Source organism: Chryseobacterium sp. MP_3.2 (assembly GCF_035984805.1).
Taxonomy (GTDB): domain Bacteria; phylum Bacteroidota; class Bacteroidia; order Flavobacteriales; family Weeksellaceae; genus Kaistella.
The window spans coordinates 665412-681689 of record NZ_JAXCHW010000001.1 but is presented as its reverse complement, the minus strand read 5'-3'; the positions used below and the strand labels follow the sequence as shown (position 1 = coordinate 681689).

The window sequence follows — 16278 nt, the reverse complement described above, 5'->3', positions numbered from 1 at the left end:
AATGTGTGTTTTGAAAATCAATTTACAACAACTTTACAATTTTTATAGCGGCTTAATCTTCCCCTTTTTGAAATTCACTGATGAAATGCAATTTGATGTTAGGAAATTTTTCTTGTGTCATGTGAATAGTGAAAGATGAATCTGCTAAAAATACGGGTTGCCCATATTTATCTTTACACATAAAGCGCTGTTTCAAGCGGGCAAATTCTTTAAATTCTTCGGACTTTTCATCGGCTTCTATCCAACAAGCTTTATGAATGGAAAGGGGTTCATAAGTACATTTTGCGCCGTATTCATGTTCCAGTCGGTATTGAATAACTTCATATTGCAGCGCTCCAACCGTCCCAATTATTTTTCTATTGTTCATGTCTAGCGTAAATAATTGCGCCACACCTTCATCCATCAACTGATCAATTCCTTTTGCGAGTTGTTTCGCTTTTAACGGATCATCATTATTAATATATCTAAAATGTTCTGGGGAGAAGTTTGGTATTCCTTTGAAACTCATTTTTTCACCACCTGTTAAAGTATCACCAATTCGGAAATTTCCCGTGTCATGAAGTCCGACAATATCTCCTGGAAAACTTTCATCAACTACCTCTTTTTTATCCGCAAAGAAGACATTAGGCGAAGAAAATTTCATTTTTTTATTCTCTCTTACCAAAAGGTAATTTTCATTTCTCTTAAAAGTTCCAGATACAATTTTCACGAAGGCCAATCTGTCGCGGTGTTTTGGGTCCATATTGGCGTGGATTTTAAATATAAAGCCGCTGAAATTTTCTTCTTCAGGCTTAACCAAACGCGTATCGCTTTCTTTTGGTTGTGGATTAGGCGCGATTTCTATAAAGGCATCCAGTAATTCCCGCACTCCAAAGTTGTTTAAAGCGGAACCAAAAAATACGGGCTGCAGGTCCCCATTCATATAATCTTCTCGATTAAATTTAGGATAAACTTCTTGAATAAGTTCGACTTCTTCTCGCAATGTTTCTGCCGCTTTTTTTCCAATGGCTTCGTCAATTTTTGGATCATTGATGTCGTCAAATTTTACCGCATCACCAACTTTCTGCTTTTTCTCCTCTAAAAATAATTGAATATTATTTTCCCAAAGATTGTAAATTCCCTGAAATTCACTACCCATCCCAATTGGCAGGGAAAGCGGAACCACAGTTAAACCCAATTTCTGTTCTACTTCATCTAATAAATCGAAAGCATCTTTTCCTTCACGGTCTAATTTATTAATGAAAACAATCATGGGAATATTTCGCATTCTACAAACCTGAACCAACTTCTCTGTTTGCTCTTCAACACCTTTTGCTACGTCTATCACTACAATTACAGAGTCAACCGCTGTTAAAGTTCTGTAAGTGTCCTCCGCAAAATCTTTGTGACCTGGAGTATCTAAGATATTGATTTTGTGATTTTTATACTCAAATGCCAAAACGGAAGTTGCTACAGAAATTCCTCTCTGTCTCTCAATCTCCATGAAATCGGACGTCGCACCTTTTTTAATTTTATTAGATTTTACGGCTCCGGCTTCTTGAATGGCTCCTCCAAAAAGCAAAAGCTTTTCTGTAAGCGTAGTTTTTCCAGCATCTGGATGCGCAATAATTCCAAAGGTTTTTCTTTTCCCGATCTGTTTGATTAGTTCTGACATAATAAATTTTGAGACTGCAAAAATCGTGTTTTTTTATGGAACATGAAAACGTTTATTTATTCCCAGTAAGAACGAATTATTAGTAAATAGGGGTTATGACGTTTTAGGCATTTTTCATTTATATTTGTGAAAACAAAATTTGGAATGGAGGAAAATTCTCTGAAAAAAAAATATACTTTTAATTGGCAAGGTGCAGGAGCTTTAATTTTAGGGATGATTGGTGGAAGTCTAATCGTAGCTTTCATCAATGTAATTGCCCTCTTTTTATTTAAAGTCAATTTGCAGTACGAAGATTTTTATTTACTCCTAGCAAATGCGGCCGGATTTTTAGGGGCCATTTTCGCCTTTGATTATTTCATCGTCCGTCCGCAAACTCATCGAAAATTGAACTTTAATTTCTCGCCCACAAATTTGATGACCTATCTTTTAATATTCCCGATGATGTTTGGAATGATGCTGATTGCCGAATTCATCACTTCTTTAATTCCCATCAGTGGGCCTTTTTTTGGGGAATATTATCAGTATTTCTCCGAGATGATGGAAAAAATGACGAAAGATAAAGCCACGTTGATTTTTCTGGCCGTAATCATGGCGCCTATTTTTGAGGAAATTGTTTTTCGCGGAATTATTCAAAAGGGTTTGATAAACAAAGGAGTTAATCCCTGGACTTCTATCTTTATTGCGTCTGTTGTTTTTGGCGTGGTTCATGGAAATCCTTGGCAATTGGTTGGAGCTATTTTACTCGGTTTTGTTTTAGGAATGGTTTATCATAAAACCAAGTCTTTGCTTTTACCAATTCTGCTGCACGCTTTTAACAACTTGGTTTCTGCACTCCTTATTTTTTATGGGAATACAGAGAATTTTGCCGATACTTTTAAGGTTTCAGAAGTATTGCTTCTCGGTCTGGGAATAATTCTTTTTGGAACCACTTACTATTTATTCATGAAAAAATACCGTGTTCATTACGCAGAAAATTAGTTTCTAAACACCTTAAAATTATCAATCAACGGTTATGAAAAAAGAGATTTTGATTGCAACGCACAATCAACATAAAAAGGAAGAAATTCAGCAAATTTTAGGAGATGAGTTCCACGTCACTTCTTTAACTGATTACAATCTGCATGAGGAAATTGTAGAGGACGGCAATACCTTTCATGAAAATGCCCAAATCAAAGCGAAATATTGTTTTGAACAAACCGGAAAAGCAAGTTTAGGAGACGATTCTGGTTTAGTGGTTGAGGCTTTAGACGGAAGACCCGGAATTTTTTCTGCGAGATATGCTGGAAACCATGATTTTGCAAAAAATATGGCGAAAGTTTTAGAAGAGTTGGATGGTGAGGAAAATCGAAAAGCGTATTTCGTGACGGTAATGTGTTTGGTTGATGAAGGCGGAACGAATTATTTTGAAGGTCGCGTTCATGGTAATTTAATTCAGGAAATACGCGGAGAGAAAGGTTTTGGCTATGATCCGATTTTTATTCCTAATAATTACGATATCACCTTTGCAGAAATGAAAGCCGAGGACAAAAATAAAATCAGCCACAGAAAACAAGCCATTGAAAAGTTTTTGCAATTTATGGAGGAAAAATAATCTTAACGTATAATTTAAAATGCCAATTCGATATTTTTCATAAAATTTCATCCTTAAAAATGAAACATAAATCACCAAAATTTTCGCATAAAAATCGTATTTTTGCCACTTATTACAATTTAAAGATGTTAGAAAAGATTGATGAATTGCTGGTTGATGTCGGTAATTTTAGTACGACCAACAAAGACGAAATCGAGCAGTTCCGTATAAAATTCAGTGGAAAAAAAGGTATTCTTAATGATATTTTTGCAAAATTCAAAGATGTTCCAAATGAGCAGAAAAAAGAATTCGGTCAGAAAATAAATACACTGAAACAAGCCGTAGAAACCAAGCTTGAAGATCTGAAAAACGCCACGACTTCTCATCTTATTTTAGAGAAAGAAGATTTAACCCGTCCGGGTTTTCCTTCTGAGTTAGGAACTCGCCATCCCATCAATTTAGTGAAGAATAAAATTATAGAAATCTTTAAATCTATTGGTTTTGCGGTGGCAGATGGACCAGAGATTGAAGATGATTGGCATAATTTCACCGCTTTAAATCTTCCAGAATACCATCCGGCGAGAGATATGCAGGATACTTTTTTCTTAGAAACCAATCCAGATCTTTTACTAAGAACGCACACTTCTTCAGTACAAATCCGATATATGGAAAATAATGAGCCGCCGATGAGAATTTTATCGCCAGGTCGTGTTTTCCGTAATGAAGCCATTTCTTCCCGTTCTCATTGTATTTTTCATCAAATTGAGGGATTGTATATTGACGAGAATGTAAGTTTTGCAGATTTAAAGCAAACCATACAATTTTTCACCACAGAACTTTTCGGCAAATCAAAAATAAGATTAAGACCTTCTTACTTTCCGTTTACAGAGCCAAGTGCAGAAGTAGATGTGTATTGGGGATTAAATTCTGAAACGGATTACCGCATTACCAAAGGAACGGGCTGGTTAGAAATTATGGGTTGTGGAATGGTTGATCCCGCAGTTTTATCCAATGTCAACATTGATGCTGATAAATATTCTGGGTATGCCTTCGGAATGGGTATCGAAAGAATTACCATGTTGCTCTATCAAATGAGTGATATCCGAATGTTCTACGAAAATGACAAAAGAATGCTGGAGCAATTTAAATCGCTTTAGAAATAATAAAAAAGACCGTTTCAATCATATTGAAACGGTCTTTTTTTTATGAGTTTTTTTGAAAATTATCCTTTCTTTTTAAACCAATTTTTAGCTTGGTTATAGTCGATGTAATACGTTAATTTCAAGGAAATATTGTGTACCTGAGGCTCATCAAATAGGCGGCTGAAATTTTCTTTGATGCCAATTCTAGAAACATCTAAATAGTTACCAGCGGCATTTCTATACAATAAAGTCAACTGACTTCCAGGAGCAAACCACCATGAATAACGTAAATCAACATTCCAAGAATTATAAGTAGTGTTTAAATCTCTTGTGAAGGTAGTGTTCGGATTCAAACTTCCATCTGTATTTAGCGCGTAAAATTGTTTGTAGGTAACATCTGAAAAATAGTGACGAAAAGCAACCGACAAAGCCATTTTGTTATTAAAAGTATATTGGCCTGTTACAGCGTTTTCATAGGTGTTCCGTTGTCTTTTCCCCATAAAGATATCCTCTGCATTTTTCCCCGCATAACCAACTTCATTGTTGCTGAAAACAGGGTTGAATTTCCAGATTAAATTGAGTTGATCAGACGCACGGTACCGTAGAAAGGTAGAAGGAATTATTCTGTTTCTTCCTTTTTCATTGTAAGCATAATAATCAAAGTTTACATTGTACTGAATTTTTTTTCTGCTGTCACTTTCAAACCAAATCCAAGAATCAAAATATCCCGGAATATTTAAATGTCGCCCCAAAGAACGGGGTTCAAAAATATCTTTCTCTCCAAGTGGCGTAAATTCTACTCCCCCGCCAAAACTCTGAAAATTTTTGGTAGTGAATTGATTGTTGTGATTAAATCTCAAATTTGTAAAAAGAAATGGCTCTAAGCGATGGTTATAATTAGTACTGAAATTCAAATATATATTGTTGAATTTTTTTGTTGGAGTCAAAATTCTGTATCCATACCAACCGTAATAAGTCGCATAATTGGTAGACGTGGAAAATCCTAAATCATTGATGTCCCAATTTTTATTGACATAGGTTCCGTTGAATTCAAATCGATTTTTGCCTGAAAATTTTCCTAGTCCAATGTTGCCCCGCGTCCCAATTTTTGTGTCAGTGTCATTGACATAACTCATTTTGAAATTTCCGTAATAGGTGTAGGTATTTGCTTTATTATTGATATTCCAAAGTACAGCAGAAGCGTTCGCATCTCGAAAATCGCCCATTCGAGTGGTATTGGTATTGACAAAAGACACCGAGGAATTCCCGTTAAATCGCTGATCAAAAACCATCACATTGTAGTTGGTCCACGGTTCTACCACTTCTTTTCGGATTTCTCCCGTGGCTGAATTTTGAATGGTGGCTTCCATTTTTTCGGTGATGCCATTAAAAAATCCAATTCCCAATCCCTTTTTGGTTCTGCCAGAAATTTTAAAGGCATTGAATAATTTTACTTTGGATGGATATTCCGTTACTATTTCTTCTTCAGTTGTGATTGGATAGCGGGAAGGATCGCCTCCAACTCTGCGGGAATAAAATAAATCACCTTTGCTAAAGAGTTCCGTGCCCTCCGTGAAAAATGAGCGTTGTTCAGAAAATTGCTGTTCAAAGGGTGATAAATTCAAAACAGAATTATCAAAACTTGCTTGACCGAAATCGGGAATTAAAGTCACATCCAACGTGAACGCATCATTAATTCCGTACTTTAAATCCATTCCACCATTGACATTGGTCGTTGTTTTTCCGTCGAAATAATTAACATAGGTCGAAATATAGGGCATGAAAGAAAGTCTAAGCGGTGTTTTTATATTTTCAATCCCGTTTAAAACTCCATCATATAGTTGTATGCTTCCTTTTTCATTGTTCATGCGGTTCCAACTTAGTTTTTTTTGTTGCCTTTGGATGTTCCGAAAGAAATTAACGCCCCATTGCTGAACCGCACTTTTTGGGAACCGCAATTCGGAGTAAGGGATTTTCATTTCCACATTCCAGCCTGTATCAGTAATTTCCACGGCAGAATACCAGACTCCGTTCCAACTCGTGTCTTCCCCAGTGTCACTGGTTGCTTTTGCGTCCAATTGCACTCCTGCTGCACTTACGATAAACTCAAAACTTTGCTGCTTATCATTATATCCATTAATAAAAACTCCGAAAAAATCATCATTGCCTAAATCATCACGTTCCGTTAATTGTTTAGCTATTTTATCTGGCTCATTGTCAAAAAGTTCCGCGAAAAAATACACTGCCGTGTCATCATACAAAATTCTTACAACGGTTTTTTGGTTGGGTGATTCTGGTTTTCCGTTATCTGGTATAAATTCTACAAAATTGTCTGCTCTCGCTGCTGGATTCCAAATATCAGATTCTAAAACTCCATCAATTTTGGGAGGATGTTGTGTTTTTAAAGTGGTAATTTCTTTTCTTTCGATGGTTTCGGAATCACTCTTTTGAGAAAAATACAGAGCGGGGGCAAAAATAAGAGAGGCGATTAGAATTGAATGTTTCATAGAGTTTCAGTGTTTTGAATAAGACAACAGAAAACGATGTTATGTTACAAACCAACCAAAAAAAAATCGACCGAAGCCGATTTTATTATTCCTCATAGCAATTTTTACATTAAAATTTCAAAGGATATTTTACATTTTTATAAGATTCTAAACTCGCTTTTAAAGAACCAACTGCCAATTCTGCTTTTATGGCAATTGGAACGTAATTTTTATCATTGCTTACCCAAAGTGTCACCCCTTCTCTATCCTTAAATACACGGCCACTCATGACTTGCGGAACAATTTTTAAGCAATTAATAGTTCCAAATTTTGTCTTTACATTCTCCGTACCAACCACTTTGATTTGGAAAGGAAACAATTCATCGTCAATCCAGACATTCAATTTTTTTACGGATCCAACACGTAAAGAAGATGCATCTAAACTTCTTAAATAATAGAAAGCGGAGAGCATATCCTGAACATCTCGCGTGGTTTTGATGATTTGGGACGTATTTTTTTCTTTATCCGTTAAAATTAAACTGCTATTATCATGATTAAATACGGTTTGAAAATGTTGTGTATAACCACCTTCTTGAACATTTCTAACGTAATAACTGGGTAATCCCGTATTGTAATTGATGAAACTTTCATAATGATCCTCTACTTTAAAGAAAGCACGAACAGCACCCGTAGTTTTACCGTACCCTTTTACATAAAAGTGAGGTTTGCCTTTGTATGTCGTCATCAAGGTGGTCAATGTTGCGGTTCCCGCATTTAAGAGACCGTAGTGAATTCTATAATTTAAAACTTCGCCGGATTTGATATTATCTAATTTCTGAGCATTCCCAAAGGAAAAAATCAAAATGATGAGTGCGCTTAAAATCTTTTTCATGACCTTGCTTTTGCAAATAATTTGCCACAAATGTAAGTCCTTTCATTTGGCGCGTTTTCTTGTGATATTTGTCATCATTATGCCAATCGCTGTTCTTTTATTTTTCTTAAATTTGCGCAACTAATTTTTTGAAATATTACCGATGATTACAAGCGATATATTGATTATAGGAGCGGGGCCGACAGGACTTTTTGCAGTTTTTGAAGCAGGCTTATTGAAGTTGAAATGTCATTTAATTGATGCATTGCCACAATCTGGTGGACAATTAACAGAATTGTATCCGAAAAAACCAATTTTTGATATTCCAGGATTTCCTTCGATTAATGCGGGGGAATTAGTAGATAATTTAATGGAGCAAATTAAACAGTTTCAGCCAGGATTTACCTTAGCAGAAACCGCGCAGACATTGACGAAATTAGAAGATGGAACTTTTGAAGTAATCACCAATAAAGGAACAGTTCACCGCGCAAAAGCAGTAGCCATTGCAGGTGGATTAGGAACCTTTGAACCGCGTAAACCAGCCTTGGAAAATATTGCAGCTTACGAAGAAAAAGGCGTAGAATATTTCATCAAGGAGCCAGAACATTTTAGAAATAAAAAAGTGGTGATTGCCGGCGGTGGTGATTCTGCTTTGGATTGGAGTATATTTTTGGCCAATATTGCAAGTGAAGTTACCCTTATTCACAGAAGAAATGAATTTAGAGGCGCTTTAGATTCCGTAGAAAAGGTGCAAGCGCTAAAAGATCAAGGTAAAATTAAAATGATGACACCTGCGGAAGTGGTTGGCATTAAAGGTGAAGGAAAAGTTTCTGCGATTACCATCGAAAAAGAGGGTGAAACCTTCGATTTAGAAACTGATTATTTTATTCCACTTTTTGGACTAACGCCTAAGCTAGGTGATCTGGCCAATTGGGGACTTCAGATTGAAAAAAATGCAATTGTGGTGAATAATGCCTTGGATTATCAAACCAACATTCCTGGCGTGTACGCAATTGGAGATATCAACACCTATCCCGGCAAACTAAAATTAATTTTGTGTGGTTTCCATGAAGCAACATTGATGTGTCAAAGTGTCTATAACATGCTGAATCCAGGCAAAAAATTTGTTTTAAAATATACGACTGTTAGTGGAGTAGATGGTTTTGATGGAACAAGAAAAGAGGCTGAAAAGGCTGTTGTGAAAAAAATAGATTAATTTTAAGCAGAAACAACAACCTAAATAGAGTTCTAATCAATGCAAGACATCAATTTAAAAATTACAGATCGAAACGGAGAAACGCACGAAGTTGTAGCGCCAACAGACATGTCCATGAATTTAATGGAAGTGATTCGCTCATACGAATTGGCCGAAGAAGGAACGATTGGTGTTTGCGGAGGTATGGCAATGTGTGCCTCTTGTCAAGTTTACGTGGTAGGCGGTGCAGAAAAATTGCAAGAAATGGGAGAGGAAGAAGATGCAATGCTTTCCGAAGCTTTTCACGTAGAAAATAATTCTCGTTTAGGTTGCCAAATTCATATTACCTCAGAAATTGATGGATTGGAAGTGATTGTTGCGCCGTATCCTTAGAATTTTTGATTATCATGAAATATTGTATTCTTAATGAGTTCAGTTTTTCTAAAATAAATACAAATCTTGAAACTAATTTTCAGGATTTTTTTTGTTTTAAATTACACCCTTAAAACACAACGAAAACCTCTTGAGGCATAATAAGACTCAGCGCCGTTATGATAAACAAAAACTGTTTCAAACCTGAAATCGCCAAAAATAGCACCGCCTAAATTCCTAATTTTTTCTGGTGTTTTAAGCCAGCTCGAAGTTTTGTTATCAAAGTTTCCGAGGGTTTGCAAATGCCGATATTCTTCTTCATCAAGAAGTTCTGCACCAATTTGTTTTGCAAAATTTTCTGCACTATTTTTCGGTTTATTCTCTTTTCGTTTTTCCAAAGCTTTGTGATCATAACAAAAACTTCGGCGCTCTTTTGGACTTTCTTTTGCGCAGTCAAAAAAGACGTATTCTCCAGACTCTACCTCTAAATTTACAAGAGCCGGTTCGCCACCACTTTCCTCCATACCTTGCAATGTTTGTAATTTTACAGGTTGGTCCAGTAACCTTTTCTCTAAATCCTTCCAGTCTAGAGTTGGATGTCGATTACGGTTTTCTTCAAAACGACTTTCCAAAGTTTCTAGTAAACTTTTAAATGTGCTATTATCATTCATGTGTGATAGATTTTAAGAAAGAAATTTTAAAGATTTACGCTACACGTTCAAAATTACAACTTTTCATTTTTGCACCTCTCGATTTCTAACCATCACTTTAGATCTAATGAATTGCATAATTATTGATACTTCTGTTATAACATTAAATAAATTATTATGAATCCAATAGCAGAAAATACAGATTTACGAACATTAACAGGAAAAACCGTTGTCATTACAGGCGGAACGAGTGGAGTAGGAAGAGCAGCGGCGGAAGCTTTCGCTTTAGAAGGTTGTAATGTGATTGTCGCAGCAAGAGGTCAAGAAGGTTTAGATGAAACGGTGGCTCTTTGTCACAATCTTGGCGTGATTGCGTTGGGAATAAAAACGGATGTCTCCAATGCGGAAGAAGTTCAAAACTTGGCGAATCAAGCTTTGCAATTTAATGGACGAATTGATTTTTGGGTTAATAATGCGGGTGTAATGGCAAGTGGCAAATTTGAAGATATTCCTGTTGAAAGTATTGATCAATTGGTTAAAACAAATCTTTTAGGATATATGCACGGCGCTTATTCTGTGCTTCCAATTTTTAAAAGACAAAAAGAAGGCGTATTAATTAATAATGTGTCGATCGGTGGTTGGATGCCTGCTCCGTACTCAACAGCATATTCCGCCACGAAATTTGGAATCAGAGGAATGGTTGAAGGTTTACAAGGTGAACTTTCGGATGAACCAAATATTCATATTGTTGGGCTCTACCCAAGCATTCAGCGGTCTACAGGAAATATGCATTCTGCAAAATATTCAGGTTTAGATTTTAAAATACCGCCTTTCTCTTCAGATCCGCGTGAATTAGCCACGCAAATGGTGGAAGCTGCAAAAAATCCGAAAAAAAGTATTGTTACGGACGGTTATGCATCTGTGATGAAAGTATTGTACGGTTTATTTCCTAAAGCCATTATCAATACAGCTTCAGCAGCCATGAGATTAGCAATGAAGCCGCACGCAGATACCAATACAGATGGGAACATTCGAATACCGTCCGAGAGTCCACGAAGAATCTATGGCGAAATGGCAATTGATATTCCCTCCAAAAAAACGCAAACAGTAATGATGATGGCCATAGGTGTTGCATTAGGTTTCCTATTCACCTCTTCTAGAAAAAGAAGCAACAATAACTAAAATTAGGTTGTAATATATTTAATTTAGAAGTAATTGATACCACTCTAGTATGTTTATCTAACATGCTTTTAAAGTTTTACATTGTAGTTTTGCCTTACGCTAATTGTTGAATGAAAATTAAAAATGAAAATGCAGACAGAAATAAATACGATATTGGTTCCGACGGATTTTTCCCCAAAATCAAATAATGCGCTGAAAGTTGCCGTTAAAATGGCGAAAAGACATGAGGCAAAATTAATTTTGGTTCATATGGTTCACACTTTCTACATTATAGACAAGGGCGGAAAACAAGTGGTAGGATCAAAGGTGGTAGAAGATACGCTTGAGAGCACTCAGATAAAACTCGAACAAACACGCATTGCTATTGCAGAAAAATATAATTTATCAATAGAAACACATATTTCTACGCAAAATTTGGTTGATACAGTAAATGAATTTATCCTTAAAGAGAATATTGATTTGGTGATTTTGGGTAGTTCTGGACAGCAAACTTACAAAGAGTTTTTCCTCGGGTCGAACTCTTATAACGTTCTATTACATGCCAATTGTTCTGTTTTGCTCATTCCGCAAAAATTCAAGAAAACTACTTTTAAAAATATACTCCTACCGATTCGGGTAACGCATGAATTGCAGCAAAAATCTGAGCTTTCTCTTTTAATAGCACGCAAAAATGAAGGCGAAATTTACCTTTTGGGTGTGGGGAAACCAGAGCCGATAGTTAAAATGAAGAACGCGTACGGAGAAATTAAAAAAGCGCTTTACAATGAATCGGCAGAATACAGTGCAGATTTTAAAATTACAGAATACAGTGCAGCATTAATTGCGCAAGAAGCTGTTGAGAAAAATTGCGATATTATTTTAATTGCAGACCGCGATGAAGATTCATGGAAATCCTTCATGGCAGAGAATTTTTTCAAAAAAATAATTAACTCTACGGATATCCCACTTCTTTTTGTTAAATCAAAATTAAAAAGAATAAAAGACGATTCAACACCCATGGAAAACTACGATCTCACTTTACCGATTCCGGGATAATAAAAAAAACTATGATTCAAATTACTACGTACTCCGATCAAAATATAGCTCCAATTGAAATTCAAGAGAACATCATTAATTTTCTTTTTATAAGCCTAGAACAATACGGCGATCCAAAAAGCGATATTCAAAAGTGTATGGATTATGCCTTCGGATTACAAAATAAACCAGGTGGAAACGTACATGCAGCCATTGATTCTGAAACTGAGAAAATGGTTGGTGCAGTAATAGTGAACAAAACCGGAATGGCAGGATTTATTCCCGAAAATATTTTGGTCTACATTGCAACCGATAAAAATATGCGTGGAAAAGGCGTTGGAAAAATGCTGATGCAAACTGCTATAGAAACCGCAAATGGAGACATGGCATTGCACTGCGAACCAGATAATCCTGCGCGTTTTCTCTATGAAAAATTAGGCTTTACCAGCAAATATCTCGAGATGAGATTAAAAAAATAAAATGTCTTACATTACTTTACATACTTCAAAACTGCGCCACAACTTTAATGTGCTTAATAATGTTTTTACGCAAAAAAACATAGAATGGGCCATTGTTGCAAAAATGCTCTGCGGAAATGAAAAATTCTTAAAGGTTTTACTTAATCTTTCAGATAAAGAAATTTGTGACTCGCGGTTAAGCAATTTAAAAACCATCAAAAAGATATCGCCAGAAACACAAACCATCTATATTAAACCACCCGCAAAACGTTTGGCAAGGAGCATTGTGAAATTTGCCGACGTAAGTTTTAATACAGAAATCGCAACTTTACAACTGCTTTCCGCAGAAGCAGTGAAGCAAAATAGAGTTCATCGAGTTGTACTGATGGTGGAAATGGGTGAACTTCGGGAAGGAATTATGGCGAGAAATCTCATGACTTTTTTCGATGAGGTAAGTGTTTTGCCCAACATCGATGTGGTGGGTTTAGGAACGAATCTCAATTGCTTAAACGGTATTTTACCTGATGAAAAAAAATTGGTGAAACTCAATCGTTTCAAAGAAATTGTGGAAGAAAATTCTGGGAAGACAATCCCCTACATTTCTGGTGGTTCTTCCGTAACAATTCCTCTTATTTTTAAAAATGAAGTTCCCCTCGGAATCAATCATTTTCGCGTAGGTGAAACGCTTTTTTTTGGCACCAATGTTTATGAAGATTCGCTGGTAACAGGAATGTATCATGATGTTTTTACGCTCACTGCAGAGATCATTGAAATGCAAGAAAAACCAATGATTCCATCAGGAATTGCAGGGACTAACTTAACAGGTGATACCCCAGTTTATTCTGAGGAAGAGAAAGGGAAATCTTCCGTTCGCGCCATTGTGGATGTTGGGTTATTGGATATTGACCACAAAGATATTCTTCCTCTTTTCCCAGGTGTGGAAATTGTGGGTGCCAGTTCAGATATGCTTATTTTAGATTTAGGAGAAAACTCAAACTTGCTAGAAGTGGGTGATACGTTGGATTTCAGTATGAATTATATGGCAGTTTTACGCGCGATGAATTCTGATTATGTTGATAAAAAAGTAGAAGAGGAAATTGTGCAATTGAGAAACGGGAAAAATGATAATGTCCTTTTAAATCTTAATTAAGAAGTTATTTGCCAATCTTGGTGAAAAATATTAAAATGGTTTGTATTACTTTTGTCTAAATTGTAAAACAGACTTTTTTTATGTCGATTAATTCCATTAATTCTCTCACCATCGATGCTCTAAAACAGCCTTTTTCTTTCGGAGGTGAGTTTGTAATGGTAGATCAAAATCAGCTCACCTATTTATTTTCTTTTCAAAATTCTTTTAAGACAAAGTTCTATACTTTACTCCTTGTAGAAGAAGGTTTTGGCAATGTGATGATCGATAATGAGATCTTTACCTTAGAAAAAAACCGTGTATATTTTGTGAATTACAATCAGGTTTTTTGCTTTTCGGAGGTAGACCAATTTAAGGGCGTTGCTTTAATTTTTACCAGATCTTTTTACAATGTGATTTATACGGGAAACAAAAAAATTAAGGATGACACTGCCTTTTTAAATCTTCCATCTTTTATCGATATTTCCAAAAGTGATTTTCTAAGTTTTAAACCCATTCTATCTGATATCAAAAAAGAGTTTACTCGAGAGAAAGCTTTAAGACAAGAAATTATTTGTCTTTTGCTCAAAGTTCTCATGCTAAAATATACCAGAAATACTGAGGCTGGAAGGTTCAGCAACTTAAAAACGGACCGCAAATTTTCTTATCTCAATGACTTTAAAAATCTCGTAGAATTAAATTTCAAAGATTTAAAACGCACCTCAGAATACGCTGCTCAATTAACCATTACTGCAAATTATCTCAATGCTTTGGTAAAGGAAAAAATGGATATTTCTGCGGAAAATTTTATTCAAAATCGCGTAATTTTAGAAGCAGAAAGACTCTTGCTCAACACCAATTTATCGGTGACCGAAATTGCATATGAACTAGGGTTTTCAGACAAATCGCATTTCGGCAAATATTTTAAAAGGATTAGTGAGATAAGCCCTAATCAGTTTCGAAGGAAGTTACGGGGAGATTAAATTATCAAAAAAAAGCAAAACACAGAAGTTGTGTTTTGCTCTCAATTAATTTATAAGAAAAATTATTTCGCTGGAATATTCGCTAGAATTTCTTTAAAAAATCCCCAGAATTTTGCAACAGATGCAATGTTTGCTTTTTCATCGGGCGAATGAGCGCCACGAATGGTCGGGCCAAAACTTACCATCTCCATTTCTGGATAATTGGCACCAATAATTCCACATTCTAAGCCAGCATGACAAGCTACTACTTGTGGTTTTTCTTGGAAATCTTTTTCATAAATTTTCTCCATTATTTTTACAATTTCGGAGCCAGGTTTTGGTTTCCAGCCGGGATAGGAACCGCTGAAATCCACGTCCATCCCCGCCAATTCAAATACAGATTTTAATTGTTCTGCAACGGTATCTTTCGTGGAATCTACAGAAGATCTGGAAAGATTTAGGATTTTTAATTCTCCATTTTTTAATTCTACTCTCGCAACATTATTAGAAGATTCTACCAAATCTGCAACATCTGGCGACATTCTGTACACGCCATTCTGTACCGCTTTCAAGGCTAAAATTATTTTTTTAGAATCTACCTCAGAAATTGCTTTTTCCGCAGAAGTGAAATTTTCTATGTTGATGTGTAAATCTTTCTCAACTTCGGAAAATTCTTCCATTATTGCAGATTTTAGAGATTCCGAATTTTCTATAAATTCCAAGGCATTTCTTACGGAGAAAACTGCATTTCCTTCTCTTGGAATAGCGTTTCTTAGACCACCACTATCGATAGAAATAAGCTCAAGATTTTGCTGATTAAGACCTAAATATAGCAATCTTCCCAAAAGTACATTAGCGTTTCCAAATCCTTTGTGAATATCCATTCCAGAGTGACCACCTTGTAAACCTTTCACTGTGATTTTTAGAATTTGACCTTTAGGGTCTTCTAAATTATAGTTTTGAGAAGCGGTAACATCAATTCCACCGGCACAGCCGATATCAATCTCATCATCTTCTTCTGTGTCAAGATTCAGTAATATTTTTCCTTCTAATTGGCCTGGTTTCAAGCCTTTTGCACCCGTCATCCCAGTTTCTTCATCAATGGTGAAAAGCGCTTCTAATGCAGGATGTGGAATATCATTGCTTTCTAAAACACTCATGATCGTGGCAACGCCAATTCCATTATCGGCGCCCAGTGTTGTTCCTTTCGCTTTTACCCAATCGCCGTCAACTTCCATTTGAATTCCTTGCGTATCAAAATCAAAATTAACGTCATTATTTTTCTGGCAAACCATATCCAGATGAGACTGGAGCACAATCGCTTTTCTATCTTCTAAACCTGGAGTTGCAGGTTTTTTTATAATTACATTTCCTACTTCGTCAACAGTTGTTTCCAGATTCAATTGCTCACCAAAATTCTTCATGAATTCTATGACTTTTTCTTCTTTTTTAGACGGTCTAGGAACCGAATTTAAAGCAGCGAAATTTTTCCAGATGATTTGCGGTTCTAATTGTGAAAGTTCCATTTTTTATAAATTGTTTACTTCAAATTTACAAATAAAAAAATGCTCCCGAAATTTTCGAAAGCGCAAATCC

15 protein-coding genes are annotated in these 16278 nt (G+C 35.8%); 10 read left to right on the top strand and 5 right to left on the bottom strand.

Features of this window, described 5'->3' with window-relative positions; all coding sequences use genetic code 11:
- Positions 1-52: 52 nt before the first annotated feature.
- On the bottom strand, positions 53-1654 hold the full coding sequence (locus RCH13_RS03330; protein ID WP_326985790.1) for a peptide chain release factor 3: 1602 nt from the start codon (positions 1652-1654) through the stop codon (positions 53-55).
- Between the two features lie 126 nt (positions 1655-1780).
- On the opposite strand from RCH13_RS03330, the gene RCH13_RS03325 reads away from it, so the two are divergent.
- The 3 genes from RCH13_RS03325 (at position 1781) to pheS (ending at position 4381) form a co-directional block, all read left to right on the top strand.
- Positions 1781-2632, top strand: a complete 852-nt coding sequence (locus RCH13_RS03325) for a CPBP family intramembrane glutamic endopeptidase (protein WP_326985789.1) — start codon at positions 1781-1783, stop codon at positions 2630-2632.
- A 34-nt stretch (positions 2633-2666) separates the two neighbouring features.
- Complete coding sequence (rdgB, locus tag RCH13_RS03320; RefSeq protein ID WP_326985788.1) at positions 2667-3245, top strand: RdgB/HAM1 family non-canonical purine NTP pyrophosphatase; 579 nt, start codon at positions 2667-2669, stop codon at positions 3243-3245.
- A gap of 125 nt (positions 3246-3370) precedes the next feature.
- Positions 3371-4381, top strand: coding sequence for a phenylalanine--tRNA ligase subunit alpha (gene pheS, locus RCH13_RS03315; protein WP_326985967.1), 1011 nt, complete (start codon positions 3371-3373; stop codon positions 4379-4381).
- Between the two features lie 65 nt (positions 4382-4446).
- On the opposite strand, the gene RCH13_RS03310 is transcribed toward pheS, so the two are convergent.
- Positions 4447-6873, bottom strand: coding sequence for a DUF5916 domain-containing protein (locus RCH13_RS03310; RefSeq protein ID WP_326985787.1), 2427 nt, complete (start codon positions 6871-6873; stop codon positions 4447-4449).
- A gap of 109 nt (positions 6874-6982) precedes the next feature.
- Entirely contained in the window at positions 6983-7744 is a 762-nt protein-coding gene (locus RCH13_RS03305; RefSeq protein WP_326985786.1) for a DUF3108 domain-containing protein, read from the bottom strand.
- Positions 7745-7886: 142 nt separating this feature from the next.
- Between RCH13_RS03305 and RCH13_RS03300 the strand changes: the two genes are divergently transcribed.
- Together RCH13_RS03300 and RCH13_RS03295 are read left to right on the top strand one after the other, a co-directional pair.
- A complete protein-coding gene (locus RCH13_RS03300; RefSeq protein ID WP_326985785.1) occupies positions 7887-8939 on the top strand; it encodes an NAD(P)/FAD-dependent oxidoreductase in 1053 nt (350 codons plus the stop codon).
- Between the two features lie 39 nt (positions 8940-8978).
- Positions 8979-9311 (top strand): 2Fe-2S iron-sulfur cluster-binding protein, encoded by a 333-nt coding sequence (locus RCH13_RS03295; RefSeq protein ID WP_326985784.1) that lies wholly within the window; start codon positions 8979-8981, stop codon positions 9309-9311.
- A 101-nt stretch (positions 9312-9412) separates the two neighbouring features.
- Here RCH13_RS03295 and RCH13_RS03290 read toward each other — a convergent pair whose 3' ends face one another.
- A complete protein-coding gene (locus RCH13_RS03290; protein WP_326985783.1) occupies positions 9413-9961 on the bottom strand; it encodes a DUF4256 domain-containing protein in 549 nt (182 codons plus the stop codon).
- Positions 9962-10117: 156 nt separating this feature from the next.
- On the opposite strand from RCH13_RS03290, the gene RCH13_RS03285 reads away from it, so the two are divergent.
- The 5 genes from RCH13_RS03285 (at position 10118) to RCH13_RS03265 (ending at position 14703) form a co-directional block, all read left to right on the top strand.
- Positions 10118-11122, top strand: coding sequence for an SDR family oxidoreductase (locus tag RCH13_RS03285; RefSeq protein WP_326985782.1), 1005 nt, complete (start codon positions 10118-10120; stop codon positions 11120-11122).
- Between the two features lie 129 nt (positions 11123-11251).
- Positions 11252-12157 (top strand): universal stress protein, encoded by a 906-nt coding sequence (locus RCH13_RS03280; protein WP_326985781.1) that lies wholly within the window; start codon positions 11252-11254, stop codon positions 12155-12157.
- An 11-nt stretch (positions 12158-12168) separates the two neighbouring features.
- The gene (locus tag RCH13_RS03275; protein ID WP_326985780.1) at positions 12169-12615 is read left to right on the top strand and encodes a GNAT family N-acetyltransferase; all 447 of its coding nucleotides are present in this window, start codon (positions 12169-12171) and stop codon (positions 12613-12615) included.
- A 1-nt stretch (position 12616) separates the two neighbouring features.
- Positions 12617-13744, top strand: coding sequence for an alanine racemase (locus tag RCH13_RS03270; protein ID WP_326985779.1), 1128 nt, complete (start codon positions 12617-12619; stop codon positions 13742-13744).
- Positions 13745-13824: 80 nt separating this feature from the next.
- Positions 13825-14703: an AraC family transcriptional regulator gene (locus RCH13_RS03265; protein WP_326985778.1), complete on the top strand. Its 879-nt coding sequence runs from the start codon at positions 13825-13827 to the stop codon at positions 14701-14703.
- 62 nt (positions 14704-14765) lie between these two features.
- On the opposite strand, the gene RCH13_RS03260 is transcribed toward RCH13_RS03265, so the two are convergent.
- A complete protein-coding gene (locus RCH13_RS03260; protein ID WP_326985777.1) occupies positions 14766-16208 on the bottom strand; it encodes an aminoacyl-histidine dipeptidase in 1443 nt (480 codons plus the stop codon).
- Between the last annotated feature and the right edge of the window lie 70 nt (positions 16209-16278).

Coding starts and splice junctions, on each gene's coding strand:
- RCH13_RS03275 (WP_326985780.1), top strand. CDS start 12,169: ATGATTCAAATTACTACGTACTCCGATCAAAATATAGCTCCAATTGAA.
- RCH13_RS03295 (WP_326985784.1), top strand. CDS start 8,979: ATGCAAGACATCAATTTAAAAATTACAGATCGAAACGGAGAAACGCAC.
- RCH13_RS03280 (WP_326985781.1), top strand. CDS start 11,252: ATGCAGACAGAAATAAATACGATATTGGTTCCGACGGATTTTTCCCCA.
- pheS (WP_326985967.1), top strand. CDS start 3,371: ATGTTAGAAAAGATTGATGAATTGCTGGTTGATGTCGGTAATTTTAGT.
- RCH13_RS03290 (WP_326985783.1), bottom strand. CDS start 9,961: ATGAATGATAATAGCACATTTAAAAGTTTACTAGAAACTTTGGAAAGT.
- RCH13_RS03300 (WP_326985785.1), top strand. CDS start 7,887: ATGATTACAAGCGATATATTGATTATAGGAGCGGGGCCGACAGGACTT.
- RCH13_RS03270 (WP_326985779.1), top strand. CDS start 12,617: ATGTCTTACATTACTTTACATACTTCAAAACTGCGCCACAACTTTAAT.
- RCH13_RS03260 (WP_326985777.1), bottom strand. CDS start 16,208: ATGGAACTTTCACAATTAGAACCGCAAATCATCTGGAAAAATTTCGCT.
- RCH13_RS03330 (WP_326985790.1), bottom strand. CDS start 1,654: ATGTCAGAACTAATCAAACAGATCGGGAAAAGAAAAACCTTTGGAATT.
- rdgB (WP_326985788.1), top strand. CDS start 2,667: ATGAAAAAAGAGATTTTGATTGCAACGCACAATCAACATAAAAAGGAA.
- RCH13_RS03305 (WP_326985786.1), bottom strand. CDS start 7,744: ATGAAAAAGATTTTAAGCGCACTCATCATTTTGATTTTTTCCTTTGGG.
- RCH13_RS03310 (WP_326985787.1), bottom strand. CDS start 6,873: ATGAAACATTCAATTCTAATCGCCTCTCTTATTTTTGCCCCCGCTCTG.
- RCH13_RS03265 (WP_326985778.1), top strand. CDS start 13,825: ATGTCGATTAATTCCATTAATTCTCTCACCATCGATGCTCTAAAACAG.
- RCH13_RS03285 (WP_326985782.1), top strand. CDS start 10,118: ATGAATCCAATAGCAGAAAATACAGATTTACGAACATTAACAGGAAAA.